19 protein-coding genes and 1 riboswitch are annotated in these 25,235 nt (G+C 68.6%); of the genes, 10 read left to right on the top strand and 9 right to left on the bottom strand.

What is annotated here, in order from left to right:
• Positions 1–178: 178 nt before the first annotated feature.
• On the top strand, positions 179–3,181 hold the full coding sequence (locus DL990_RS11695) for a ribonucleoside-diphosphate reductase subunit alpha (RefSeq protein WP_125798663.1): 3,003 nt from the start codon (positions 179–181) through the stop codon (positions 3,179–3,181).
• Between the two features lie 78 nt (positions 3,182–3,259).
• The gene (locus tag DL990_RS11690) at positions 3,260–4,336 is read left to right on the top strand and encodes a ribonucleotide-diphosphate reductase subunit beta (RefSeq protein ID WP_125783821.1); all 1,077 of its coding nucleotides are present in this window, start codon (positions 3,260–3,262) and stop codon (positions 4,334–4,336) included.
• A gap of 60 nt (positions 4,337–4,396) precedes the next feature.
• Here DL990_RS11690 and DL990_RS11685 read toward each other — a convergent pair whose 3' ends face one another.
• Positions 4,397–5,347, bottom strand: coding sequence for a ketopantoate reductase family protein (locus tag DL990_RS11685; protein ID WP_125798662.1), 951 nt, complete (start codon positions 5,345–5,347; stop codon positions 4,397–4,399).
• Between the two features lie 90 nt (positions 5,348–5,437).
• Between DL990_RS11685 and DL990_RS11680 the strand changes: the two genes are divergently transcribed.
• The 5 genes from DL990_RS11680 (at position 5,438) to DL990_RS11660 (ending at position 12,859) form a co-directional block, all read left to right on the top strand.
• A complete protein-coding gene (locus DL990_RS11680) occupies positions 5,438–6,010 on the top strand; it encodes a TetR/AcrR family transcriptional regulator (RefSeq protein ID WP_125798661.1) in 573 nt (190 codons plus the stop codon).
• A gap of 11 nt (positions 6,011–6,021) precedes the next feature.
• A riboswitch (cobalamin riboswitch) is annotated at positions 6,022–6,245 on the top strand.
• 98 nt (positions 6,246–6,343) lie between these two features.
• On the top strand, positions 6,344–8,617 hold the full coding sequence (metE, locus tag DL990_RS11675; protein ID WP_125798660.1) for a 5-methyltetrahydropteroyltriglutamate--homocysteine S-methyltransferase: 2,274 nt from the start codon (positions 6,344–6,346) through the stop codon (positions 8,615–8,617).
• Positions 8,618–8,878: 261 nt separating this feature from the next.
• Positions 8,879–10,324 carry a cytochrome P450 gene (locus DL990_RS11670; protein ID WP_199746310.1) on the top strand — a complete coding sequence of 482 codons (1,446 nt, stop codon included), beginning with the start codon at positions 8,879–8,881 and terminating at the stop codon, positions 10,322–10,324.
• A 239-nt stretch (positions 10,325–10,563) separates the two neighbouring features.
• Positions 10,564–12,408, top strand: coding sequence for a bifunctional diguanylate cyclase/phosphodiesterase (locus tag DL990_RS11665; protein ID WP_125798659.1), 1,845 nt, complete (start codon positions 10,564–10,566; stop codon positions 12,406–12,408).
• Entirely contained in the window at positions 12,395–12,859 is a 465-nt protein-coding gene (locus DL990_RS11660; RefSeq protein WP_125798658.1) for a peroxiredoxin, read from the top strand. Before DL990_RS11665 ends, DL990_RS11660 begins: the two co-directional genes overlap by 14 nt.
• Here the strand turns inward: DL990_RS11660 and DL990_RS11655 are convergent.
• From DL990_RS11655 to DL990_RS11640, 4 genes are all read right to left on the bottom strand, one after another.
• Positions 12,846–13,376: a GNAT family N-acetyltransferase gene (locus DL990_RS11655; RefSeq protein WP_125798657.1), complete on the bottom strand. Its 531-nt coding sequence runs from the start codon at positions 13,374–13,376 to the stop codon at positions 12,846–12,848. The genes DL990_RS11660 and DL990_RS11655 overlap by 14 nt on opposite strands.
• 155 nt (positions 13,377–13,531) lie before the next feature.
• Positions 13,532–14,698 carry an LCP family protein gene (locus DL990_RS11650; RefSeq protein ID WP_233620441.1) on the bottom strand — a complete coding sequence of 389 codons (1,167 nt, stop codon included), beginning with the start codon at positions 14,696–14,698 and terminating at the stop codon, positions 13,532–13,534.
• 127 nt (positions 14,699–14,825) lie between these two features.
• Positions 14,826–16,088, bottom strand: a complete 1,263-nt coding sequence (locus tag DL990_RS11645; RefSeq protein WP_125798656.1) for a cyclopropane-fatty-acyl-phospholipid synthase family protein — start codon at positions 16,086–16,088, stop codon at positions 14,826–14,828.
• A 21-nt stretch (positions 16,089–16,109) separates the two neighbouring features.
• Positions 16,110–16,805 carry an alpha/beta hydrolase gene (locus DL990_RS11640; RefSeq protein WP_125798655.1) on the bottom strand — a complete coding sequence of 232 codons (696 nt, stop codon included), beginning with the start codon at positions 16,803–16,805 and terminating at the stop codon, positions 16,110–16,112.
• A gap of 131 nt (positions 16,806–16,936) precedes the next feature.
• Here DL990_RS11640 and DL990_RS11635 point away from each other — a divergent pair, with 131 nt between their 5' ends.
• Together DL990_RS11635 and DL990_RS11630 are read left to right on the top strand one after the other, a co-directional pair.
• Positions 16,937–17,665, top strand: a complete 729-nt coding sequence (locus DL990_RS11635) for an SIS domain-containing protein (protein WP_125783797.1) — start codon at positions 16,937–16,939, stop codon at positions 17,663–17,665.
• 94 nt (positions 17,666–17,759) lie between these two features.
• Positions 17,760–18,908: a serine hydrolase domain-containing protein gene (locus tag DL990_RS11630; RefSeq protein WP_125798654.1), complete on the top strand. Its 1,149-nt coding sequence runs from the start codon at positions 17,760–17,762 to the stop codon at positions 18,906–18,908.
• A gap of 80 nt (positions 18,909–18,988) precedes the next feature.
• On the opposite strand, the gene DL990_RS11625 is transcribed toward DL990_RS11630, so the two are convergent.
• Positions 18,989–20,857 carry an ABC transporter ATP-binding protein gene (locus DL990_RS11625; protein ID WP_125798653.1) on the bottom strand — a complete coding sequence of 623 codons (1,869 nt, stop codon included), beginning with the start codon at positions 20,855–20,857 and terminating at the stop codon, positions 18,989–18,991.
• A gap of 145 nt (positions 20,858–21,002) precedes the next feature.
• Here DL990_RS11625 and DL990_RS11620 point away from each other — a divergent pair, with 145 nt between their 5' ends.
• Positions 21,003–22,304 (top strand): glycosyltransferase 87 family protein, encoded by a 1,302-nt coding sequence (locus DL990_RS11620; RefSeq protein ID WP_125798652.1) that lies wholly within the window; start codon positions 21,003–21,005, stop codon positions 22,302–22,304.
• Here the strand turns inward: DL990_RS11620 and DL990_RS11615 are convergent, their stop codons facing one another.
• From DL990_RS11615 to DL990_RS11605, 3 genes are all read right to left on the bottom strand, one after another.
• A complete protein-coding gene (locus DL990_RS11615; RefSeq protein ID WP_003071237.1) occupies positions 22,305–22,514 on the bottom strand; it encodes a helix-turn-helix domain-containing protein in 210 nt (69 codons plus the stop codon).
• 178 nt (positions 22,515–22,692) lie between these two features.
• Positions 22,693–24,321, bottom strand: coding sequence for an ABC-F family ATP-binding cassette domain-containing protein (locus tag DL990_RS11610; RefSeq protein WP_125783790.1), 1,629 nt, complete (start codon positions 24,319–24,321; stop codon positions 22,693–22,695).
• A gap of 144 nt (positions 24,322–24,465) precedes the next feature.
• On the bottom strand, positions 24,466–25,134 hold the full coding sequence (locus tag DL990_RS11605) for an acVLRF1 family peptidyl-tRNA hydrolase (protein WP_199746309.1): 669 nt from the start codon (positions 25,132–25,134) through the stop codon (positions 24,466–24,468).
• Between the last annotated feature and the right edge of the window lie 101 nt (positions 25,135–25,235).

Below are 25,235 nucleotides of genomic sequence, written 5' to 3'. Positions count from 1 at the left end.
GACACGCCACCCATTGGGGCACGTGCAGCCTCCGACCCCTACATGTAGTCTCTGGGAACCGGCACCGCCCAGCGACGGGGAGACCGCTCGGGAGCGGTGGTCGGACAGCTTTGTGAACGTGCAGCGCACGGCCTTGTGAGGCCTTGTGGTGCTTCAACGCGCCCTTTTGGAGTGACGCATGTCAGTCGATACCGGTCAGCGGCCGCCCTCGTCCTCGGACACGACGCCCGCGACCGTGCGAGTCATCCGGCGGGACGGCAGCGTGTCCCCCTTCGACGCGAACAAGATCTCGGTCGCCGTGACCAAGGCCTTCCTCGCCGTCGAGGGCGGTGACGCGGCCGCCTCGTCGCGGATCCACCACCTGGTCAACGAACTGACCGAACAGATCGAAGCCACCCTGCTCCGCCACGCCGGTCCCGAGACCGCTCTGCACATCGAGCAGATCCAGGACATCGTCGAGCTCGCACTGATGCGCGGCGAGCACCACAAGGTCGCCCGCGCGTACGTCCTGTACCGCGATGAGCGCGCGAAGGCCCGTGATGCCGAGAAGCCCGCTTCGTCCGATGTCGCCATCAGCGTCAAGACGGCCGACGGCTCGCTCCGTCCGCTCGACTGGGCCCGCGTCTCGCACGTCGTCGGCGAGGCCGTCGCCGGCCTGGACGACGTCTCGGCCGAGCCGGTGCTCGCCGAGGCCAAGCGCAACCTCTACGACGGCATCAGCGCCGACGAACTCGCCCTCGCCCAGATCATGGCCGCGCGCGTGCTCGTCGAGCAGGAGCCGAACTACTCCTACGTCAGCGCCCGGCTGCTGGCGGACAAGCTCCGCGGCGAGGCGCTCACCTACCTCGCGGGCACGCCGCAGCAGGCCAGCCAGAACGAGATGACCGCGCGGTACCCGCAGTACTTCCGGGACTACCTCAAGCGCGCCATCGAGCTGGAGCTGGTCAACCCCGAGCTCCAGACCTTCGACCTGGACAAGATCACCGCGGCCATCCACGCCGAGCGCGACCTCGACTTCGGCTTCCTCGGCCTGCAGACCCTGTACGACCGATACTTCCAGCACCACAACGGCATCCGCTTCGAACTGCCGCAGGCGTTCTTCATGCGGGTCGCGATGGGCCTGGCGATCCGCGAGGACAACCGGGAAGCCCGCGCGATCGAGTTTTACGAGCTGCTCTCGACGTTCCACTTCATGGCGTCCACCCCGACGCTGTTCAACTCGGGCACCACTCGCCCGCAGCTGTCGTCCTGCTTCCTGACCACTGTGGACGATGACCTGGACTCGATCTTCCAGGCGTACAAGAACAACGCGCTGCTGGCGAAGTACTCGGGCGGTCTCGGCAACGACTGGACCCCGGTCCGCGGCCTCGGCGCGCACATCAAGGGCACCAACGGCCAGTCGCAGGGTGTCGTGCCGTTCCTCAAGATCGCCAACGACACCGCGGTCGCGGTGAACCAGGGCGGCAAGCGCAAGGGCGCGGCCTGCGCGTACCTCGAGACCTGGCACGTGGACATCGAGGAATTCCTCGACCTGCGCAAGAACACCGGTGACGACCGTCGTCGTACGCACGACATGAACACCGCGAACTGGGTGCCCGACGAGTTCCTGCGCCGCGTCGAGGCCGACGCGCAGTGGACGCTGTTCTCGCCGAACGAGACCCCGGACCTGCACGACCTCTACGGCACCGCGTTCGCCGAGCGCTACCGCGAGTACGAGGCCGCCGCCGAACGCGGTGAGCTGAAGGTGTTCCGCAAGATCCGCGCGGTCGACCTGTGGCGCCGCATGCTGACCATGCTGTTCGAGACCGGCCACCCGTGGATCACCTTCAAGGACCCGTGCAACCTGCGTTCGCCGCAGCAGCACGTGGGTGTCGTGCACTCGTCCAACCTGTGCACCGAGATCACCCTGAACACCACCACCGACGAGGTCGCGGTCTGCAACCTCGGCTCGGTGAACCTGCTCAAGCACGTCACGCCCGAGGGCTTGGACACCGCGCGGCTCGAGAAGACCGTGCGCACCGCGGTCCGCATGCTCGACAACGTGATCGACATCAACTTCTACACGATCCCGGAGGCGCGCCGCTCCAACCTGCGCCACCGCCCGATCGGCCTCGGCCTGATGGGCTTCCAGGACGCGCTGTTCGAGATCGGTGTGCCGCTGTCCTCGGACGAGGCCGTGCAGTTCGCGGACACCAGCATGGAGCACATCAGCTACTACGCGATCTCGGCGTCGACCGACCTCGCCGAGGAGCGCGGCCAGTACCAGACGTTCGAGGGTTCCTTGTGGAGCAAGGGAATCCTGCCGATCGACTCGATGCAGCTGCTGATCGACGCGCGGCAGGGCGACGCGCTCGACGTCGACACCTCGTCCACTTTGGACTGGGCGCCGCTGCGCGAGCGGGTCAAGACCGTCGGTATGCGCAACTCCAACGTGATGGCGATCGCGCCGACCGCGACGATCTCCAACATCTGCGGGGTCGGCCAGTCGATCGAACCGCTGTTCCAGAACCTGTTCGTCAAGTCGAACATGTCCGGTGACTTCACCGTGGTGAACCCGCACCTGGTCCGCTCGCTCAAGGAGCGCGGGCTGTGGGACGAGGTCATGGTCTCGGACCTGAAGTACTTCGACGGCAGCCTCGGCCAGATCGACCGCGTGCCGGACGACCTGAAGGCGTTGTACGCCACCGCGTTCGAGATCGAGTCCAAGTGGCTGGTGGACGCCGGTTCGCGTCGTCAGAAGTGGATCGACCAGGCGCAGTCGCTGAACCTGTACATCGCGGCGCCCAGCGGCCGCAAGCTCGACGAGCTGTACCGCTACGCCTGGCACAAGGGCCTCAAGACCACGTACTACCTGCGGGCGCGGTCCGCGACGCACGTGGAGAAGAGCACCCTGCGCGGCACCGACGGCAAGCTGAACGCGGTCTCGGCCACCCCGGCCCCGGCCACACCATCGGCACCCAAGCCCGCTGCCCCGGCTCCCGCCGCTTCGTCCGCCCCGTCGGCTTCCGCCGCGGTCTCGCCGTCGCCCGCCGCCGCGGTCCCGGCCGTCCCGGTGACCGCCCCTGCCCCGGCCGCCAAGCCGGAGCCGAAGGAGCTGCCGCAGGTCTCGGACGTCGACTTCGTCGCCACCGACGGTGCCGCCTGCCGGATCGACGACCCCGACTGCGAAGCCTGCCAGTGACCGCCCGGTCGTGAGTGGCGATTCGTGTTCTGACCCGAATCGCCACTCACGACCCCCCAACTCTCAAAGTGAGCCTCCATGACCACCTTTGACCCCGCCACCGACGCCACCGGGCTCGGTGAGATCGAAGTCGGCGCCGCCCGGATCAACGTCGACGACAAGCGGATGATCAACGCCCGCGCCGACGTCAACCAGCTGCTGCCGATGAAGTACACCTGGGCGTGGGAGAAGTACCTCGCCGGCTGCAACAACCACTGGATGCCGACCGAGGTCGCCATGCAGGCCGACATCGCGCTGTGGAAGTCGCCCGACGGCCTCACCGAGGACGAGCGCACCATGCTCAAGCGCAACCTCGGGTTCTTCGCCACCGCGGAATCGCTGGTGGCCAACAACATCGTGCTCGCGGTGTACCGGCAGATCACCAACCCCGAATGCCGCCAGTACCTGCTGCGCCAGGCGTTCGAGGAGGCCGTGCACACGCACACCTTCCAGTACATCTGCGAGAGCCTCGGCCTGGTCGAGGGCGAGCTGTTCAACATGTACCGCGAGGTCCCGTCCATCTCGGAGAAGGACGCGTGGGCGCTGAAGTACACGCAGAACCTCGAGAACCCGGACTTCGAGACCGGCACCCCCGAGGCCGACCAGAACTTCCTTCGTGACCTGGTCGCGTTCTACGTGATCTTCGAGGGCATGTGGTTCTACACCGGCTTCGCGCAGATCCTCTCGCTCGGCCGCCGGAACAAGATGATCGGCATCGCCGAGCAGTACCAGTACATCCTGCGCGACGAGTCGATCCACCTGAACTTCGGCATCGACTGCATCAACCAGATCAAGATCGAGAACCCGCACCTGTGGACCGAGGAGTTCCAGGCCGAGATCCGCGGCATGCTGACCGAGGCGTGCGAACTCGAGGTCGCCTACGCCCGCGACACCATGCCGCGCGGCATGCTCGGGCTCTCGGCGGAACTGATCGAGCAGTACATGCACTTCATCACCGACCGTCGCGCGCAGCAGATCGGCCTCGCGCCCATCTTCGGCGAGACGGAGAACCCGTTCCCGTGGATGTCGGAGGCGATGGATCTCAAGAAGGAGAAGAACTTCTTCGAGACCCGCGTCATCGAGTACCAGTCCGGTGGCGCCCTCGACTGGGACTGATCGCCTGAACTGACGAAAAGGCCTGCTCGGCGCACTCGCGTCGGGTGGGCCTTTCGTCGTTCAGGCGCGGGCGAAGTACGGTTCCACCGCTTCCAAGCGCGGCACCGGGACGCCCAGCCGCCGCGCTTCGGCCAGGGTGTCCCGGCAGACCTCACGCGGCTCCTCGGCGTCGAGGTCGGAGTGCGCCGTGACGCTCACGCGCGCCGGTGCGAAATGAGCGGTCAGCCAGGCGAGAACGGGGGCCGTCAGCCAGGTGGGCGCCCGGAACAGCAGCACACCGACCCGGTGACGACGCAGGTCGAGGCCGCGCGCCTCGAGAAGCGGCAGCAGTTCGCGGCCGGTCAGCAGCCCCTCGCGCAGGGCGCCCGTCGACCCGGCCAGCTCGGACAGCGACCCCAGCCGCAGGCCCTGCGAGAGCAGCCCGGCGTCGGACACGAAATGGACCCACAGCCAGCCGCGGAAGTCGGGTCGCTCCTTGATCCGGAGCCCGGCCTCGCGAAACGCCTGGCGCACGGCCCGCTCCCGCTCGGTCGGGGGCCGGCCGAGAGTGCCGAAGACGACCGACGGCAGCAGCATCCCGCGAAGCACGCCGTTCGCGTCGAACCCGCCACCGGCCTGGGGGAAGCCCCAGGCGATCCGGTCGAGGGGAAGTGGGCCGATCGCGGCCGTCGGCTCGGTCCAGATGTTGCCGAAGACCAGCACCGTGGCCTGGCCGACGCGCGGGGACAGGAAGGCCGTCGCCTCCGGGAGGCGGTGGTGCGCCACGCTGAGCACGATCAGGTCGAAGTCGTGGTCCGGCTCCAGAGTCTCGCGGAGGTGCACCGGCCACTTCTCGACGACGCGCTGCCCCCACACCCGGCGCCGCGTATCGAGCAGGTCGAGGTCCACCGTGGCCCCGTACGTCGCCGCGCGGCCCGGCCGGACGTAGAACTCGACTTCGTGTCCCGCCTTCTGCAGGACCCGGCCGTAGACGGTGGCGATCACGCCTCGGCCGAACATGAGGATCTTCAAGCGGCACCTCGGGGGGTAAGATCGAAGTGGAGGTTATCTCCACTTTCAAAAATATGGAGATGATCTCCACTTGTCAACGCGAGGGAGCGCATGACCGCCGACAAGCCGCTGCGGGCCGACGCCCGGCGCAAGCGCGAGGCCCTGCTCGCCAAGGCCCGGGAGGTCTTCGACGCCGGAGAGTTCTTCGACCTGCGTTTCGATGACTTCGCCAGCCTGGCCGGCGTCGGCACCGGCACGCTTTACCGCCACTTCCCCACCAGGGAGGCGCTGGCCGAGGCGGTCTACCACGGGGAAGTCGCCGCGCTGTGCGACCGTGCCCGACGGCTACAGGCCACGCTGCCCGCGGCTGAGGCGTTGGCGACCTTCCTCCGCGACATGGTCGGCCACATCGGTGCCCATGCGGGCCTGGCACGGACGCTGGCCACCCTCATGGCCGATCGTTCGGGTGCCCTCGCCGAAGGCGGCCAAGCGCTGGAGCAGGCCGTCACCGCACTGGTCGCCGCCGCCGTGCGGGACGGCGCCGTTCGCGACGACGTGGGCGCCGGCGCCGTGATGATGGCACTGCACGGCATCGGCGCGGCCCATGACCGCCCCGAGTGGCGGACCGAGGCCGACGATGTCATCACCCTCGTGCTGGACGGGCTGCGCCGCCCACAGCCATAGCGCACCTGGGTACTCTCCAAGGTGCTACTGGTTCGCCCGGCTTCCCAGGCCGGTCGAGGTAACAGGGAACCCGGTGTGAATCCGGGACTGCCCCGCAGCGGTATGTGGGAACGAAAGCCGTCACCGTGCGAGACACGGTAAAGCACTGGGACATGGCGCCCCGGGAAGCGACGGCCGGTAGGAGCGAGCGAGTCGCCCACGAGTCCGAAGACCTGCCTGTGGTACGCGCGCCGACGGCGTGCGTGAGTCCGGGCCTCGTGGGATGGGCACGACCGAACGGCGGTCACTCCTGCGCGCTCCGGGCTCTCACGACAAGCTCGCGAGGAGAGAGCTGTGACCGAAATCGGCACGACTGTGCTGGGCTACCCCCGGATCGGACCGGACAGGGAACTCAAGCGTTCACTCGAACGCTATTGGGCGGGCAAGATCGACGAGGCCGAACTGCTGGGCACCGGCCGCGCACTGCGCACCCGGGCCTGGCGGGAGCTCAAGGACGCGGGGCTGGATTCCGTCCCCTCCAACACGTTCTCCCACTACGACCAGGTGCTCGACACCGCCGAGCTGTTCGGAGCGCTGCCGGAGCGCTTCACGACGCTCGGTCTTTCGCCGCTCGATACCTACTTCGCCGCCGCGCGCGGGGTGCAGGACGCGCCGGCGCTGGAGATGACGAAGTGGTTCGACACGAACTACCACTACATCGTCCCCGAACTCGGCCCGGAGACGTCGTTCTCGCTCTCCGGCACCAAACCGCTCGACGAGTACCGCGAGGCACGCGCGATCGGTGTCGAGACGCGGCCGGTGCTGGTGGGCCCGGTGACGTTCCTGCTGCTCGCGAAGGCGAGCGAGACCGCCCCGGAGGGCTTCCGTCCGCTGGATCTGCTCGACGACCTCCTCGACGGCTACGTCGAGCTGCTAAGGCGCCTGCATGACGAAGGCGTCGAGTGGGTCCAGTTCGACGAGCCCGCCTTCGCCGCGGACCGCGACGAGCGGGAGCTCAACGCGCTCATCCGCGCCTACCACCGGCTGGCGAAGGTGACCGCGCGGCCGAAGATCCTGGTCGCCGGGTACTTCGGCGGTCTCGGCCGCGGCCTCGGCGTGCTCGCACGCTCCCCGATCGACGCGATCGCCGTCGACCTCGTCACCGATGAGTCCTTTGTGGACGCGGTCGCGGCCGAACCCGCCTTGCGGGACAAGGAGGTTCTGGCCGGTGTCGTCGACGGGCGCAACGTCTGGCGCACCGACCCCGCCCGCGCGCTCGGCCGGGCGGCGACGTTGCTCGGCACCGCCAGGTCGGTCAGCGTGTCGACGTCCTGCTCGCTGCTGCACGTGCCCTACGACGTCGAGCGTGAGGACGGGCTCCATCCGCGGCTGAAGGGCTGGCTGGCGTTCGCGAAGCAGAAGGTCGACGAGGTCGTCCTGCTCGGGCGAGCGTTGAAGGAAGACGGCGTCGACCTCTCCGCCGCTCGTGCCGCGGCCGCGGATCGCGCGACGGCGGCCGACCTGGCCGACGCCGGGGTGCGTGCCCGGCTGGAGGCGCTGCGGCCGGAAGACACCGTCCGCTCCCCCTACGCCCGGCGCGCGGCGGCGCAGCAGGCCGCACTGGAGCTGCCGCCCTTGCCGAGCACCACGATCGGCTCGTTCCCGCAGACCACCGACGTCCGCAAGGCGCGGGCCGCGCACAAGGCGGGCTCGCTGGACGACGCGGGCTACGAGGTCGCGATGAAGGCCGAGATCGAGCGTGTCATCCGGCTGCAGGAGGAGATCGGGCTGGACGTGCTGGTGCACGGCGAACCCGAGCGCAACGACATGGTGCAGTACTTCGCCGAGCGGCTGGCCGGGTTCGCGGCCACCGACTTCGGCTGGGTGCAGTCCTACGGTTCACGATGTGTCCGGCCGCCGATCCTGTACGGCGACGTCTCACGTCCGGAGCCGATGACCGTCGAGTGGGCACGCTACGCGCAGAGCCTGACCGGCAAGCCCGTCAAGGGGATGCTGACCGGTCCGGTGACGATCCTGGCGTGGTCGTTCGTCCGCGACGATCAACCGCTGGGCGAGACCGCCCGTCAGGTGGCGCTGGCCATCCGCGACGAGGTGCACGACCTGCGGAAGGCGGGCATCCGCGTCATCCAGGTGGATGAGCCGGCGCTGCGCGAACTGCTCCCGCTGCGCGCGGCGGCGCATGAGGCGTACTTCGCGTGGGCGGTTTCGTCGTTCCGGCTCGCGACGTCCGGGATCGACGACGCGACACAGATCCACACGCATATGTGCTACTCGGAGTTCGGCGACGTGGTGAAGGCGATCGACGCGCTCGACGCCGACGTCACCAGCATCGAGGCCGCGCGGTCCAAGATGGAGGTCGTCACCGACCTCGGCGCGGCGGGCTTCGGCCGCGGCGTCGGGCCGGGCGTGTACGACATCCACTCGCCGCGCGTCCCCGGTGTCGACGAGGTCAGCGGGCTGTTGCGGACCGCCGTCGGTGCCGTGCCCGCCGAGCGGATCTGGGTCAATCCGGACTGCGGCCTGAAGACGCGCGGGTACGCCGAGGTCGAGCCCGCCCTGCGGAACCTCGTCACCGCGGCCCACACGGTCCGCGCCGAGCTCTCCTGACGTTCCGTGAAGGCCTCCTTGAGGGACTCTGGGTTCCTCAAGGAGGCCTTCACGGACTCGGCAATCGCCTGGCCTGGCGCGTGGTCGAGGGCCGGGGGTCAAGCATGATCGATGAGCTCACCAAGCGTGGAGGATTCGGGACGGTGAACGTCCCGAATCCTCCACACTCACCCCACACGGCCTTCCGCCGAGGTATTGTCAGGACGTCAATAAGGGTGCGATGGTGGGGCGGCAGCCGATCTCAGCGGGGAGATGGTCACCATGGCGAACGCCGTCGAAAAGGTCACCGGGGCACTGCGCGAGCGGGTCCCGCCGCTCACGTCGATCCCCTTGCCGCGTTCGGTCGACCAGCGCTGGCTCGGCGCGACCTGGCCGGTCCGCGAACTCGCGCCCGCCCCGCCGGGCCTCAAACCCGTCCTCGGCGACGAAGGTCCGCCGGTCATCGGGCACGCGCTGGACTTCATGCGCTTCGGCATCGAGTTCGGCCTCAAACGCTACGAGACCTACGGCCCGGTGTCGTGGATGGGCGCGTTCGGCCGCCGCATCGTCGCGCTCTCCGGCCCGGAGGCCACGCAGATCGCGTTGGTGAACAAGGACAAGGCCTTCTCCCAGGAGGGCTGGAAGTTCTTCATCGAGCAGTTCTTCGACCGCGGCCTGATGCTGCTCGACTTCGGGGAGCATCACCTCCACCGCCGCATCATGCAGGCGGCGTTCACCCGGCAACGGCTCACCGGCTACGTCGACCAGATGGGCCCGGCCCTGCGCGAGGGCATCGCCGCGTGGGCGGACCGGCCGAACCCGCGGATCTACTGGTCCCTCAAGCAACTCACGCTCGACGTCGCGACGCGGGTGTTCATGGGCATGCGGTCCGGCGACGACGCGGCCGCGATCAACCGCGCGTTCGTGAATTCCGTGCGCGCGGGCACGGCCATCGTGCGCTTTCCCGTTCCCGGCGGCCGCTGGGCGGCGGGCTTGCACGGCCGCAAGGTCCTCGAACGCTACTTCTCGGCGAATCTGCCCGCGAAACGGGCGAGCGACGGCGATGACCTCTTCACCGCCTTGTGCCACGCCACCACCGAAGACGGTGACCGTTTCACCGACTCCGACGTCGTCAACCACATGATCTTCCTGATGATGGCCGCGCACGACACGTCGACCATCACCAGCGCGGCGGCCGTCTACCACCTCGCGAAGAACCCCGAATGGCAGGAACGCGCGCGCCAGGAGTCCCTCGCGCTCGGCGACGACGTGCCGGACATCGAGGCACTGGAGACCCTGACGACGCTGGACCTGGTGATCAAGGAAGCCCTGCGGCTGGTGGCGCCGGTTCCTTCGCTGGCAAGGAAGACCGTGAAGGACACCGAGGTTCTCGGCCACTTCATTCCCGAAGGGACACTCGTCGGGGTTTCCCCCACCGTCAATCATTTCGCCCCGGAGTACTGGACCGACCCGATGCGGTTCGACCCGGAACGCTTCGGCGAGGAACGCCGCGAGGACAAGTCGCACCGCTACGCGTGGATGCCGTTCGGCGGCGGCGCGCACAAGTGCATCGGCCTGCATTTCGGGACGTTCGAAGTGAAGGCACTGCTGCACGAGATGCTGCGGGCGTATCGGTGGTCGGTTCCGGAGCACTACACGGCGCGCTGGGACTACGTCTCGCTGCCCGTTCCCGCGGACGGCCTGCCGATCCGGCTGGCAGCGCGCTGAACTCCGACCAAACGGACATTCACGATCGAGTACTCTTGGTGACATCCGGTCACCACTCGTGTAGTAGCGATCACCCTTTCAGCCGGTAGACACCCCGGATCGCGCATGATGCCGTGGCACTACACCCGGTCGGCTCATACCTAGTGTGGGCCCATGAGTTCGGACACCCGGTCTGAGCTGGCCATAAACCGCGCATGAAGAGGTGAAGTGTGCCCGAGCCTGGTTCCGCGCCAGGGTTGGTGGACGTAGCTCGGAGATGGGCCGAGACGCTCGCTGACACTAAAGGAGTATCGCTTCCCAAGGAGCAACTCGAACAGCTGCTGCTCGGCGTCGTCAAGGACGCCGTCCGGACCGAGCCCGATCACCAGCCCGCTGTGCGGCGCTTCTCCAAGCTCTATTCCGCCTCGCCCATCGGCATCGCGCTCGCCGATCCCAACGGCACGATCGTCGAGGCGAACATCGCCCTCGGCAAACTCCTCGGCTGCCGTCCCGCCGCCCTGCGCGGACGGGAGATCCCCGATCTCGGCTCCGCCGACCACGACGTCGCCCGGCTGCGGAACGCGCTCTCGCAACTCATGACCGCAGGCAGGCCGACCCAGCAGGAACGCCTGCTGCTGACCCACAGCGAGGAAGGCCCGCTCTGGGTCGACGTGACCCTGACCGATCTGCCCGGTGACCGGCCCGGTTCGACCTATCCGGTGCTGATGGTCGCCGACGCCAACGAGATCCACCTGCTGCAGGAACAACTGCTGCACCAGAACGTGCACGACCCGCTGACCGGCCTGCCGAACGCCACCGCCTTCGGCAACGCACTCGAAGCCGCACTGGCCGGGTCCGGCGACGAACAGATCGCGCTCGTCTACCTCGACGTCGACGGCTTCAAGGTGATCAACGACGGTCTGGGCGCCGGCGTCGGCGATCAGGTGCTGCGCGGGGTCGCGAAGAAGCTCACGTCCGTCTTCACCGGCAGACACGACGGTTCGGTCGCCCGGCTGTCCGGCGACGGGTTCGCCGTCCTGCTGCGCGGCGACTTCACCCCGCCCGAGGTGATCGCGCTGGTCGAGCAGGCCTTGGAGGAACTGGTCGAGCCGATCTACCTCGGCGGGCACGGTATCGGGGTCAGCGCGAGCGCGGGCATCGTCGTCCGCGCGGTCGCCGACGGCGGACCCGAAGACCTGCTTCGCGCCGCGGAAATCGCCCTGCACCGCGCCAAGGAGGCGGGTAAGGCGCAATGGATGCTGTTCGATCCGGAACTCGACGCGCGCGACCGGGGCCGCTACCAGCTGGGCGCGGTCATCGCGGGCGCGCTGGAGAACGGCGAGTTCTCGCTGATCTACCAGCCGACGGTGAAACTCGCGAACCCCGACCAGCTGGCCGCGGTCAACGCCGGATTGCGCTGGAGCCACCCGGAGAAGGGCGAACTGGACTCGGACGAGTTCTACCCGCTCGCGCAGGTCACCGGGATGACCATCCCGCTCGGCCGGTGGCTGCTGGCCGAATCGCTCGCCGCCACCGCGAGGTGGCGGAACAGGTTCGGCGAAGCCGCGCCCGACGTCTGCGTGCGGCTGCCGAACCGGCTGGCCATCGAGCCCGATCTGGTGCTGCTGGTCAAGGAACAGCTCGACCGGCACAGCCTGCCCGCCCAGGCGCTGAGGCTGTGCACGGACCGCGAATCCGTGCTCGACCCGAACGGCGAGGTGCTCGACTCCTTCGCGGTACTGGCCGATCTGGGCGCCCAGCTCGTGCTGACGATCTCCGGCTCCGACGATCTCGAGCTGATCCCGCGGCACCGGCTGCCCGTCCGTCACGTGATCCTGTCCGGCGCCGTGGTCGACGCGCTGGCCGACGGCGAGGACGAAGCCGACGTCCGCCACCTGTGCCAGCTGGTCGCCAGGGCCAAGGAACTGAAACTCCGCATCGGCGCGGAAGGCGTCCACAATCACGAACAGGCCGAGCGGCTCCGGCGATACGGTGTGCTCGCGGCGCGCGGTTCGTTCGTCGCGGATTCCGCGACCGGGGACGAGGTCGACGAGCTCATCGAACGCCACACCGACATGACAGGATCCGTCCATGGACCAAGGTGACATCGCCCCGGACTTCACCCTTCCCGACGACAAGGGCGAGCAGCGCACGCTGTCGGACTTCCTCTCGTCCGGCCCGGTCGTGCTCTTCTTCTACCCCGCCGCGATGACCAGCGGCTGCACCGCGGAAAGCTGTCACTTCCGCGATCTGGCCGCCGAATTCGCCGAGGTGGGCGCGCATCGCGTCGGGATCAGCCCGGACGCCGTCGCCAAACAGCAGGAGTTCTCGGCCAAACACGGCTTCGACTATCCCCTGCTGTCCGATGTGGACGGTGTGGTGGCGAAACGGTTCGGCGTGTGGCGCAAGTTCAGCCCGCTGCACGCCAAGCGGCACACCTTCGTCATCGACACCGACCGCAAGGTGCTCGAAGTGATCAAGAGCGAACTGAAGTTCACCGTGCACGCCGACAAGGCACTCGCCGCCTTGCGCGAGCGCAAGACTAAGGACGCTTGAGCCGCCAGATCCTGGTGACGCCCGCGCAGGCGGGGGCGAGCGGCGGTTCGGTGGCCTCGTCACCGATCATCGTGAACCCCAGCCGTGCGGGCACGGCGCCGCTCGCGACGTTGTTCTCGTCGTGCCGGATCTCGACCTCCGGCGCGCCGAGCCGGAAGGCCTCGTCGACCAGGAGCTTCGCGGCCCTGGACACGAAGCCGCGACCGGTGTGGTGTCGGCTGAGCCAGTAGCCGATCTCGATCCGGTCCGGATGGATGATCATGCCCGTGCCGCCGACGATTTCGTCCTCGGCGAGGATCGCGAAATCGTAGGTCTTGCCTTCGGCCCAGTTCCTTGCGGTGTGCTCCAGGAAGCCGGCGGCTTCGCGACGGCCGTAACCGTTGGTGGCCCAGATCATCCACGCGCCGAGATGCGCGGCGGAATCCCCCGCGACGGTGGCGAGGGTTTCGAGTTGCCGCGGCTGCCAGCGGCGCAGCGTGACGACTTCGTCGGCGAGGGTCTCGGCGGGCGCTTCCATCCGCCCATGGTGACTCGCCTTCGCTCCGGGCGCCTCCGGTTTTCGGGCCGCGAGCAGCGTCCGAGGCACGCGAGGCCCCGCAGACGCTAGGAACGGTCCTTTCCTGGCGAATTTCGCAAGGAAAGGACCGTTCATGGCGCCGAAAGGACCGATGATCAGGTCAGGATCGCGCTGTCCGGGATCTCCGTGTCGTTCTTCAACGCGTCGAAAAGCAGCTTCGACTTCGTCTTGTCCCAGTTCTCCGCCGAGCCGTTGGTCACCGGCACCGTCGTGGTGACGACGCCGCCCGAGGAGATCCCGCGCATCGCCAGTGCCAGCCCCACCAGGTTGTGCACGTGGTCGCCGGTGTCCATCGTCAGCGCGTCGGGTCCCGTCGACAGCAGCGGGAACAGCGAGAACGGGTTCAGCAGGGTGCCGGGGCTGCCGATCTCGCTGACCAGCGCGCCGATGAACTTGCGCTGGTTGGCGACGCGGTCGAGGTCCGAACGCGGCGTCGCGTCGCTGTGCCGCATGCGGACGAACCCGAGAGCCTGCGGACCCTGGAGGTCCTGGCAGCCCGCGGGGATCTTGATCTTGGTGAGGGTGTCTTCCATCGGCTTCTCGACGCACATGTGGACCCCGCCGATCGCGTCGACGATCTTGGCGAACCCGCCGAAGCCGATCTCGGCGTAGTGGTCGATGCGCAGGCCGGTGGCGCCTTCGACGGTCTGCGCGAGCAGTGCCGGGCCGCCGATCGAGAACGCGGCGTTGATCTTGTTCTTGCCGTGTCCCGGGATGGTCACCTGCGAGTCGCGCGGGAGGCTCAGCAGCGTCGGCTTGGTGCTGTTGGACGGGACGTGCGCGATCATGATGGTGTCGGTCCGCTTGCCGCCGCCGGCGGCCTTGGAGTCGCCGGTGACCAGCTTCTCCTGCTCCTCGGCCGTCAGCCCGTCCCGGCTGTCGGAGCCCACGATCAGCCAGTTGGTGCCCTCGGCCGCGACGGGGCGGCCGGAGTACTCGGCCAGCGCGTCGACGCGGTTGATGGAGAACTCCAGGTACACCCACACGCCGGCGAGGAACACCACGAACACGGTCAGCAGGGTGACCAGCACCTTGCCGAAACCCCAGCGCTTGCGTCGCGCCGGCGGCCTCGCGCCGTCGGCCGGACGGCCGGGCGGGGGCCCTGGACGGCGCGGTGGCGGACCGGCGGGGCGTTCCTGGCCCCCGTGCCCCATGGGCGCGGTCCGCTCGTCGTACGGGCTGCTCCCCCGGCCGGGCAGCGGCATCATCTGCGCCGGCTGGTGCCGCCGAGGGCGGCCGGACGGCGGCCGCTGTGGCGGCATCCGTCGCCCTCGGTCGTCGCCTCCATACGTCATGCCGAATCACCCGTCCCGATTTCGCGTGTAGGGCCCAGTCAACCGCAGACCCTAGGTGAAGGACGTCCGGCACCCCGCATCGGTTGGGTGGCGTTCACCGTCCGTTTTCGGCGAATCCGAACTGGTGGACCTTGAGATACCCCGAGCGGAACCCCGCTTCGGAGTACGCCAGGTAGAACTCCCACATCCGCTTGAAGACGTCGTCGAAGCCCAGTTCGGTGATGTCGTCCCACCGCTGGGTGAACCTCTCCCGCCACAGCCGCAACGTGTGCGCGTAGTCCTGGCCGAACTCGCGCACCCCTTGCAGTTTCAGCCGGGTGCTGGCCAGCATGCCCTGTTCGATCGAGGTGGTCGACGGGATCAGCCCGCCGGGGAAGATGTACTTGTGCATCCAGGTGTACGAACGGGCCGCGGCGAGCATGCGTTCGTGGTCCATGGTGATGGCCTGGAGGCCGAACCTGCCGCCCGGCTTCAGCCGTTTCCCGATGGTCTCGAAGAACGCAGGCCAGTACGGCTCGCCGACGGCCTCGATCATCTCGACGCTGACCACGGCGTCGTACTCGCCGGTCGAGTCGCGGTAGTCGCACAGCCGGACGTCGACGCGGTCGGCGAAGCCCGCCGCCGCGATGCGCTCGGTCGCCAGCTTCGCCTGCTCCTCGGAAATGGTCAATGACGTGACCTTGGCCCCGCGTGCGGCGGCCCGGATCGAGAGTTCACCCCAGCCGGTGCCGATCTCGAGCACCGTGCTGCCTTCCCGGACGCCCGCGTAGTCCAGGACGCTGTCGATCTTCCGGTGCTGCGCGGTGGTGAGGTCGTCGTCCGGGCCGAACAACGCCGACGAGTACATCATCGACGGGTCCAGGAATGTGCCGAACAGCTCGTTGGACAGGTCGTAATGGCGATGGATGTTCGCCCGCGCCCCCTCCACGGTGTTCTCCTCGGTCGCGGGGTGGCCGCGGTCGACGAACCGGCGGAACCGTTGCAGCAGCGGCGGGACGAGCGTCGCCATCCGTTCCGCGAACGGGGTCAGCACCTCGGCGAGCGCGTCGCTCGTCCAATCGCCGACCAGGTAGGCCTCGCCGAAGCCGATCTTCGCGTCCACGCCGAGGCGGTGGAAGAAGGCGGCGGGGCGGTTGAGCCGCATCTCGGGCGCGTCCGGGCCGCCCGCGCCCAGCTGCGAGCCGTCGGGCATGCGCACGCGGACGTTCAACGGGCGCACCGCGTGCCGGAACAACTGCTCGGCGATCCGCGCCCGGAACGGGGAATGCGGCGGGGTGGCCAGCCCCGGCCACCGTGTTTCGTTTGGGACGGGCAGGCCGGCCGAACCGGCCGGCCGATCGACGCTGAACGTGGACATGAGTACTCCCTCCCACCCGGTTCAGACCGGGATCCGCAGCCGTTCCGAGCTCGGCCGTCCCCAGGCCCCGCTCAGTGTTTCGTCGATTCCCCCGGCTTCGATCAGCTCGAGGATGAAGGCCCGTACGAGGCGGTTCCAGACGCGAGATCTGCGTAACATCGCATGCCCTTCGCCGCCGATCTCGAACCGCGCGGACCGCGACGTCACCTTTTCGGCACGTTCGGCGAAAGCGTGTGAGGCCACCGGATCGGTCATCCGGTCCTTGGTGCCGTGCGCGATGAGCACGGCACGACCGCCGACGGCGTCGATGGATTCACCCGGTGGTGTCCACGGCGCCAGCGCGCAGACGCCGGCCACGGCCGGATCGTCGGCGACGCGCAGGGCGACCCGCCCACCCATCGAATGGCCGACGAGGATCACCGGCACATCCGGATGCTCCTCGTGAACGCGCTCCAAGGCCCAGCGCGCGTCGGCGAGCGCGTCGGTACCGTGGTCGTTCCAGCCGTAGATCCGGTTGCGCAGCAGCCGCACCTCGACCCCGTGCTCCCGGCACGCCCGGTGGACGTCCTTCGCCAGCGGAACCATCCGCTGGTACGCCAGCCGCCACGGCGCCACGCGGGCATGACTGTGCTCCGCGCCGCCGTGCAGTACCAGCACCACGGCTTTCGCCTGGCCGCGTGCTCGCCAAGTCCGCACCGCGGGATCAGCCTCGTTCACCCTGGACCCTCCAGTCTCCGAAACCCCGGCCGCAGTGATCGGGTCAACCTCGATCATGACCCGATGTATTCCACTTCGGCCATTGGTCCACGCGATACATTCGTCGCTGACCTCCAGACGGAAGGGCGGATGTGGTGAGCACCACCGAACGTTATGCAGACGTCGCCGAACGGCTCGCGGAAGCCGAACGGGGTAACGCGGCGCAGATCCGGAAATCGGCCGAGCTGATCCTGGACGTCATCCGGGCGGACGCCCTGGTGTTCACCGCCGGGGCCGGGCATTCGCTGGCCGCGGTCGCCGAGACCTTCTACCGTGCGGGCGGCCTCGCCTGCGTGTACCCGGTCTACCACCCCGAACTGCTGCCGTTGCACGGCGCGCAGCACAGCACCAAGACCGAGCGCCGCTCCGGGCTCGCCGAAGAGGTGCTGGCCGAGCGCGCGCCGGGTCCGGACGACCTGCTGGTGGTGTTCTCGACCTCGGGCGTCAACCCGTACCCGGTCGAACTGGCCGCCGGGGCGCGGAAGCGCGGGGCGTCGGTCATCGCGGTGAGTTCGGCCGCGTCCGTGGCCGCGGCACCCAAACGCGCGGCGACGACACTGATCGAAGAAGCGAGCATCGTGCTCGACTCCCACGTCCGCCCCGGCGACTCGAGCTACCCGCCGGACGCGCCGCGGACCGCGCCACTGTCCACTGTGATCAACGCGTTCCTGTGGAACCTCGTCCTCGCCGAGGTCGTGGACCTCGGTGCGGCGCAAGGCGTCGACATCCCGCTGTGGCGCAGTTCCAACGTGGACGGTGGCGACGAGGCCAACGCCGCGTTGCTGGCCAAGTACGGCGAGCGGGTCCCCGCTCTCCGCTAGCTCCGCGTCCGCGCGGACGAGTTCCTTGACTCGTCCGCGCGACCCTTCTACGGTCACATACCGACCGGTCGGTGTCCGCAGGAGGTCCGTGCCCATGCCCGAGATCCACGGTGATTGCGCGGCGGGGTTCGAACCCGTCCTTGCCGCCTTCGAGGAGAACTTCGCCGGACGCGGCGAGATCGGCGCCGCCTTCTCCGTGACCCGGCACGGCGAGACCGTGGTCGACCTCTGGGCGGGCTGGGCCGATCCGGACCGGACGATCCCGTGGCGGGCGGACACGCTCACCAACGTCTGGTCGACCACCAAGGGCATGACCGCGCTCTGCGCGCACCACCTCGCCGACGCCGGCCTCCTCGACCTCGACGCGCCGGTCGCGAAGTACTGGCCGGAGTTCGCGGCGGCGGGCAAACGGGACATCCCGGTGCGCTGGCTGCTCTCGCACCGCTCCGGCGTGACCGGCATCGGCCTCGATCGGCCGGTGACGGTCGAGGAACTGTACGACTGGGAGCACATCACCGGACTGCTCGCCGCGCAGGCGCCGCTCTTCGAACCCGGCACGGTCAGCGGCTACCACGCGCTGTCGTTCGGTTTCCTCGTCGGCGAGGTGATCCGCCGGGTGAGCGGACAGGACGTCCGCGCGTACTTCGCCGGGCACATCGCCGGCCCGCTGGCCGCGGACTTCCGGATCGGCCTGGACTCCGACGACGATCTGGCGCGCTGCTCCACCCTCGTCGAGCCCGTGCTCGGCGACGAGATGAAAAGCGCACTGGCGCAGGCGTTCGCCAACGCCGGACCGCCCGCCCTCGCGGCGCTGGCGAACCCACGCGTCCAAGGCCGTGACGCCAACGATCCGGCCTGGCGGCGCGCGATCCTGCCCGCCCTGAACGGACACGGAACCGCCAGGGCCATCGCGACCATCTACGGCGCGCTCGCCTCCGGCCGTCTGCTCTCGGCCGGAGCGCTCGCGACCGCCCGCGAAGGGCAGGGCCGCGAGGCCGACGTCGTCGGCGGACTGGGTAACGAATGGGCGCTGGGGTTCTACCTCGGCAGCGAGGAACGCGGCTTCGGCCCGAACCCGCGCGCGTTCGGGCACGACGGGCTCGGCGGCTCGTCCGGCGGCGCGGATCCCGAGAGCGGGATCGCCTTCGGCTACACGATGAACCGGATGGGGCCGCTGATGCGGGACGATCCGCGGAAGATGGCGCTGGTGAACGCGACCTTCGCCTCCCCCGCCCTCACCTGATTGCCCCTCCCGCGCGCGCTATGAAGGACGCTTTCATTGCAAATTTTGCAATGAAAGCGTCCTTCATAGCGCTCTTGAGGTCACGCGACAGCAGCAGGCTCCTCCGAGAACTGCGTCAGGTACAGCGCCGCGTAGCGCCCTTCCCGCGCGAGGAGCTCTTCGTGCGTTCCCCGCTCGACGATCTCCCCGTGCTCGATCACCAGGATCTGGTCGGCCGCCCGCACCGTCGACAACCGGTGCGCGATGACCAGCGCGGTCCGCCCGTCGAGCGCGTCGGTCAGCGCCTCGCCGACGGCTGCCTCGGACTGCGAGTCCAGATGCGCGGTCGCCTCGTCGAGGACGACGACCCTCGGCTGCGCCAGCAGGAGCCGGGCGATGGTCAGCCGCTGCCGTTCCCCGCCGGAGAGCCGGTAGCCCCGCTCCCCCACCAGCGTCTCCAGCCCGTCCGGCAGGTCCCGGATCAGCTCGGCCAGCCGCGCCTTCTCCAGCGCCGACCAGATCTCGGCATCGGTGACGCCGGGCCGCGCGTATTCGAGGTTCGCCCGGATCGTGTCGTGGAAGAGGTGCCCGTCCTGGGTCACCACGCCGACGGTTTCCCGCAGCGCGGCGAAGCTCAGGTCGCGAACGTCCACATCGGACAAGCGGACCGATCCGGCGTCGACGTCGTAGAGGCGCGGCAGCAGCGAGGCGATCGTCGACTTGCCCGCCCCGGACGAACCGACCAACGCCACCATCTGCCCGGGTTCGGCGCGGAAGCTGATGCCGTGCAATACCTCTTCGCCACCTCGGTGATCCAAAGTGGACACATCCTCCAGTGACGCCAGCGAGTACCGGTCCGCGGCGGGGTAGCCGAACCGGACGTCCGAGAACTCCACCGAAACCGGGCCTTCGGGAACGCGGCGCGGCTCCGGCTTCTCTTCGATCATCGGCTTGAGGTCGAGCACCTCGAAGACCCGCTCGAACGACACCAGCGCGGTCATCACGTCCACCCGGACGTTCGCCAGCGCGGTGAGCGGCGAGTACAGCCTGGTCAGCAGCAACGCCAACGCCACGACGGTGCCCGGCGCGAGCGCACCGGTCAGCGCAAGGTAGCCGCCCAGCCCGTAGACCAGGGCCTGCGCGAGCGCGGAGACCGTGGTCAGGCTGGTCAGGAACCAGCGCGTCAGCATCGCCGTCCGCACCCCGATGTCGCGCACCCGACCGGCCCGCGAGCCGAAGTCGCCCACCTCGCGCGCCGGGTCGCCGAACAGCTTCACCAGTGTCGCGCCCGGCGCGGAGAACCGTTCGGTCATCTGCGTGGTCATCGACGCGTTGAGCCCGCCGGCCTCCCGCTGCAGCTCGGCCATCCGCCGTCCGAGGCGCCGCGTCGGCAGGATGAACACCGGCAGCAGCACCAGCGCCAGCAGCGTGACCTGCCAGGACAGCGTCATCATCACCACCAGCGACAGCACGAGCTGGATCACGTTGGTGACCAATCCGGACAGTGTCGCGGTGAACGTGCGCTGCGCGCCGATGACGTCGTTGTTGAGCCTGCTCACCAGCGCGCCGGTGCGAGTGCGGGTGAAGAACGCGACCGGCATCCGCTGCACGTGCCGGTACACCGCGAGCCGCAGGTCGAGGATGATCCCCTCGCCGATCCTCGACGACTGCGCCCGTTCCGCCAGCCCGAGTCCGGCGTCGATCAGCGCCAGTACCGCGATCACCACGGCCAGCCACACCACCAGCGCGACGTCGTGCCCGCCGATGATCGCGTCGACCACCTTCCCGGCCAGCACCGGCGTGCTCACCGCCAGCACCGCCGACACGACAGTGAGCACCAGGAATATCAGCAGCCTCCGCCAATGCGGCCTGGCGAACCGCGCGACGCGGCGGAGCGTGCCCTTGTGCAGACCCTTCGGAACGTCGGCGGACTTCATCGCCGAATTCATCAGCGACCAAGTGTTGTCCATGAGAACCCTCTCTTACCCCCAGAACCTCGATATTAGTCGAGGGTTTTCCCGGATATACGCATCACCAACACCGGAGCGCACCGGATGCTTCCCGGTTTCCACGTCCTCTTTCCGGCGGACGCGGCCACGTCGGTAGCCTGAGCCGGTGACCATGGACCCCGACCGGCGACGACTGACCACAGACCTGGTCTTCTACACGGGCTGTCTCGTCTTCGCCGTCGTGAACACGGCCGTCGCGGAATTCTACGGTTATCGCGTGTGGGCGAACTTCGCTGTAGCGGGTTACGGCCTCGCCGTGGCCCACTCCGGCTGGCTGCTGGTCGCCGCCCGGCGCGGCGAACGCCCGTCCGGCCTGCTCGGTTCGCGGTGGATCGGTATCGGGGCGATCGGCCTGTTCGCGATGATCCTTCCGTTGGGAATGCTCGTCATTCGCCGTCTGACCGGAGTGGACTGGCTCGTCACGCCGAACTCGTGGGCCGCCCAGCCCGAGGTCTGGGTGATCGAACGGTCGGCGAAACTCCTTCTGGAGAACGGAACCCCGTACGTCGACGTCACCGCGCTCGGTCGCGCGGTGGAAGTAAACGATTACACGCCATACGGTCCGGTGATGACCGTGTTCGGTCTGCCACGTGCCTTGTCGGGTGGCGGACCGGTTGCGAACGCCCTCACCGACGCGCGCTGGATGTTCGCGCTGGCGGCCGTCGCGTGTGTGCTGCTGACGCTGCGGCTGCTGAAGTGGCCGAAGATCCCGGTCAGCGCGGCGCAACTCGCACTCGCCTGCCCGTTGACCGCGCTGACCTGGGCGGTCGCCGGCCCGGATCTGGCCATCGCCGGCCTGCTGGTGTTGTCCTTCGCGCTGGCCACGACCGGCCGCGCGATGCTGTCCGGTCTGGTGCTGGCGCTGGTGGTCAGCGCGAAACTCATCGTCGCGCCCGCGATCGTGGTGCTGGGTGTCCTGTTGATCACGCGGCGTGGTCCTCGCGCACTGGGCGGATTCGCCGCGGCACTCGTGGTGACGACCCTCGTCCTGCACGTACCCGTCTACCTGGTCGACCCCAAGGCTTTCGTCGAACACGTCTTCCGGTTCCCACTGGGAATCGGCGTGATCAAGTCACCGGCGGCGAGCCCGTTGCCCGGCCACCTCATCGCCTCGCTCGGCCCGGTGGGCACGGCGATTTCCTTCACCCTGCTCGGGATCGCGGCCGTCGCGATCCTGGTCTGGCTGCTGCGCCGTCCTCCCGCGACCGGTTCGGACGCGCTGCTGCGCATGGCCGTCGGGCTCGTAGCGCTGATCATGCTCACTCCGGCGACCAGGTACGGGTACCTGGTGTATCCGCTGGTCCTCCTCGGTGCCAGGCTGGCCTTCCTGGCCGCGGAAACCCGTGAAACAGCGGTCCCTGGAAAGGGAACTGCGCCCCCCGCGCAGCAGTCCGCTACTTCCTCGTGACTACTTCTTCTTGACCCTGGTGGCACCGCCACGGCCGCGCAGCTGGACTCCGGACTCCGAGAGGACCCGGTGCACGAACCCGTACGAGCGACCCGTGGACTCCGCGAGGGCGCGGATGCTCGAGCCCTTCTCGTATTTCTTCTTCAGGTCAGCGGCCAGCTTGTCACGCGTGTTGCCGGTGATCCGCGCGCCTTTCTTGAGATCAGCCACGTCGATCGCCTTCCCGCCGAGAGTGTTCTGGGCCACATAACGGCCCCTGTCGCCGCAATGATCGAACACTGAGCGCCGGAATGCCAGACGACGAGCGCAAAACTGCCGAAACCGCGATCACATTGGGCCATTTCAGTGGCCGGATGGCATCGATCAAGCACCCGAACGGACGCAGGCGTCACGCAAGCTGGACAAGTTCCAGATAATCCGCCGACCAATGGTCCTCGGTTCCGTCCGGCAGCAGGATCACGCGTTCCGGCTCCAGCGCCTCGACGGCGCCCGGGTCGTGCGTCACCAGGACGACGGCTCCGGCGAAGCTGCGCAAAGCGTCCAGCACCTGGGCACGGCTGGCCGGGTCCAGGTTGTTCGTCGGCTCGTCGAGCAGCAAAACGTTGGCAGCGCTGGACACCAGACCGGCGAGCGCGAGCCTCGTCTTCTCACCACCGGAGAGCGTGCCGGCGGGCTGATCGAGTTGCTCGCCGGTGAAGAGGAACGACCCGAGAAGGTTCCGCAACTCTTGCGCTCCCGTGTCCGGAGCGAGGTGACGGATATTTTCCCACACGGACGCATCGTGGTCGAGCGTTTCATGTTCCTGTGCGTAATAGCCCAAACGCAATCCGTGACCCGGAATGACCCCGCCGGTATCCGGAGTTTCCATTCCGCCGAGCAAGCGGAGCAAAGTCGTCTTTCCGGCACCGTTCAATCCGAGTACGACGACCTTCGAACCGCGATCGATCGCGAGGTCCACTCCGGTGAAGATCTCGAGCGAACCGTAGGACTTCGAGAGCCCCTCCGCGGTCATCGGCGTCCGGCCGCAGGGCGCGGGCTCGGGGAACTTGATCCGGGCGACCTTGTCGGCCTGACGGGTCTCGTCGAGCGCGGACAGCATCTGCTCGGCGCGGCGGGCCATGTTCTTGGCGGCCACCGCCTTCGTCGCCTTGGCACCGAGTTTCGCGGCCTGCTGCTGCAGCGTGGCCGCCTTCTTCTCGGCGTTCGCCCGCTCGCGGCGGCGGCGCTTCTCGTCGGTGGCGCGCGCGTCGAGGTAGCGCTGCCAGCCCATGTTGTACAGGTCCAGCTCGCTTCGGGTCGCGTCGAGGAACCACACCTTGTTGACCACGTCCGCGAGCAGGTCGACGTCGTGGCTGATCACGACGAGACCGCCGTCATGCTGCTTGAGGAATCCGCGCAGCCAGGTGACGGAGTCGGCGTCGAGGTGGTTGGTGGGCTCGTCGAGCAGCAGGATCGTCTCGGATTTGCCGCCCGCGCCCGCTTCGGCGGCGGCGAACAGGATCCGGGCCAGCTCCACGCGACGGCGCTGACCACCCGAGAGCGTTTGCAGGGTCTGGTCGAGCACGCGATCGGCGAGGCCGAGGTTGGAACAGATCCGCGCCGCTTCGCTCTCGGCGGCATACCCACCGAGGGAGGCGAAGCGCTCTTCGAGACGGCTGTAGCGGCTGATCGCCTTGTCGCGTTCCTTGTCGTCCACCAGCTCCGACATCGCGGTCTGCGCCTTTTCCATGTTGCGCATCAACGAGTCGAGGCCGCGGGCGGAGAGCACGCGGTCTTTCGCGGTGACGGACAGGTCGCCCTCACGCGGATCCTGCGGCAGGTAGCCGAGCTCGCTGCTGCGGCGGACCTCGCCGGCATGCGGCTCACCCTCCCCCGCCAGCACCTTGAGCGAGGTGGTCTTGCCGGCGCCGTTGCGGCCGACCAGGCCGATGCGGTCGCCCTGCTGGATGCGGACGTTGGTTTCGTCGAGCAGAATGCGCGAACCGGCACGCAGCTGCAGGCCAGAGGCCGTGATCACGGGAACTCCCGGTAAAAGGGGGTGGATGAGCGGACAGCTTCGACTCGCCTGCCGTCGAGCAGGCGAGGAGCTCACTCCAAGAGGATGTCCACACGATCAGTGTACGGGCAGCTGTCGAACGATTTTATCGGACCGTGCCCGACGTCACGGCCCGGAGAGGGTGATCTCGACCGCGACCGCCCGTTCGGCCGCGTCCTCGAGCACCGTGCGGCGCGGTTCGGCGATGTCGAGCACACGACGTTCGGCACGCTTGAACAATGGCGCCAGCCGCCTGTCCTCACGCAGTGTTTCCAGCGCCCGGCGGTCGCCGCCGAGCACGACAGCGTCCACTTCGGACAGTTGCGGGACAAGTACCTCGAACGCGTCGTCCGCGGCGGACCGAAGCGCTGTGCGTGCTTGCCCTTCCCTGCGCCGCGCGAACCGCTGCTGCGACCAGCCACCCGCCGCGGACCTGCCTTGGACCAGATGCCGGTCCGTCCTGGACTGGACGACCACTCCCCCGCGTGCGATCCCGACACTGTGCCCGCCGCGACGCACCAGCAGGAGCGCGATCCTTCGCGAGATCAGCGCGTGTTCGATGAGCGGGCCGACGGCGAGACCCGGCAAGGTTCCTTCGGCGTTCAGCGGTCCGAAAGGGACGGTCGCGACGGCGACGACGCCGTTGTCCGCGGTGACCGTGACGGTGTCCGCCGCGAGTTCCGTCGAGCGGACACCGTCGTTGCGGACGGCGAAGCGGGCGTACCAGCCTTCGAGGCGATCCGGGGCGACCTCGACAGCCCGTCCCCCGCCCGCCACCTGCCGCTCCTTCGCCATGGGTCCAACGTACGGGGCCCGGCGCGGATCGGCAGGCGATGCCCAACTCCGCACTCGCGTGATCAGAGACGTAACTCGCGTGATTGGAGACGTAACTCGCG

This window comes from Amycolatopsis sp. WAC 01416, from assembly GCF_003947485.1.
Lineage (GTDB): Bacteria > Actinomycetota > Actinomycetes > Mycobacteriales > Pseudonocardiaceae > Amycolatopsis.
The sequence above is the reverse complement of the archived record's forward strand: the minus strand, read 5'-3'. Positions and strand labels throughout refer to the sequence as shown.

What these genes read in the sequence shown, in the direction of transcription:
- DL990_RS11690 (WP_125783821.1), top strand. Translation starts at nt 3,260, where the DNA reads ATGACCACCTTTGACCCCGCCACCGACGCCACCGGGCTCGGTGAGATC.
- DL990_RS11670 (WP_199746310.1), top strand. Translation starts at nt 8,879, where the DNA reads ATGGCGAACGCCGTCGAAAAGGTCACCGGGGCACTGCGCGAGCGGGTC.
- DL990_RS11645 (WP_125798656.1), bottom strand. Translation starts at nt 16,088, where the DNA reads ATGTCCACGTTCAGCGTCGATCGGCCGGCCGGTTCGGCCGGCCTGCCC.
- DL990_RS11695 (WP_125798663.1), top strand. Translation starts at nt 179, where the DNA reads ATGTCAGTCGATACCGGTCAGCGGCCGCCCTCGTCCTCGGACACGACG.
- DL990_RS11605 (WP_199746309.1), bottom strand. Translation starts at nt 25,134, where the DNA reads ATGGCGAAGGAGCGGCAGGTGGCGGGCGGGGGACGGGCTGTCGAGGTC.
- DL990_RS11630 (WP_125798654.1), top strand. Translation starts at nt 17,760, where the DNA reads ATGCCCGAGATCCACGGTGATTGCGCGGCGGGGTTCGAACCCGTCCTT.
- DL990_RS11655 (WP_125798657.1), bottom strand. Translation starts at nt 13,376, where the DNA reads ATGGAAGCGCCCGCCGAGACCCTCGCCGACGAAGTCGTCACGCTGCGC.
- DL990_RS11660 (WP_125798658.1), top strand. Translation starts at nt 12,395, where the DNA reads ATGGACCAAGGTGACATCGCCCCGGACTTCACCCTTCCCGACGACAAG.
- DL990_RS11650 (WP_233620441.1), bottom strand. Translation starts at nt 14,698, where the DNA reads ATGCCGCCACAGCGGCCGCCGTCCGGCCGCCCTCGGCGGCACCAGCCG.
- DL990_RS11625 (WP_125798653.1), bottom strand. Translation starts at nt 20,857, where the DNA reads ATGGACAACACTTGGTCGCTGATGAATTCGGCGATGAAGTCCGCCGAC.
- DL990_RS11680 (WP_125798661.1), top strand. Translation starts at nt 5,438, where the DNA reads ATGACCGCCGACAAGCCGCTGCGGGCCGACGCCCGGCGCAAGCGCGAG.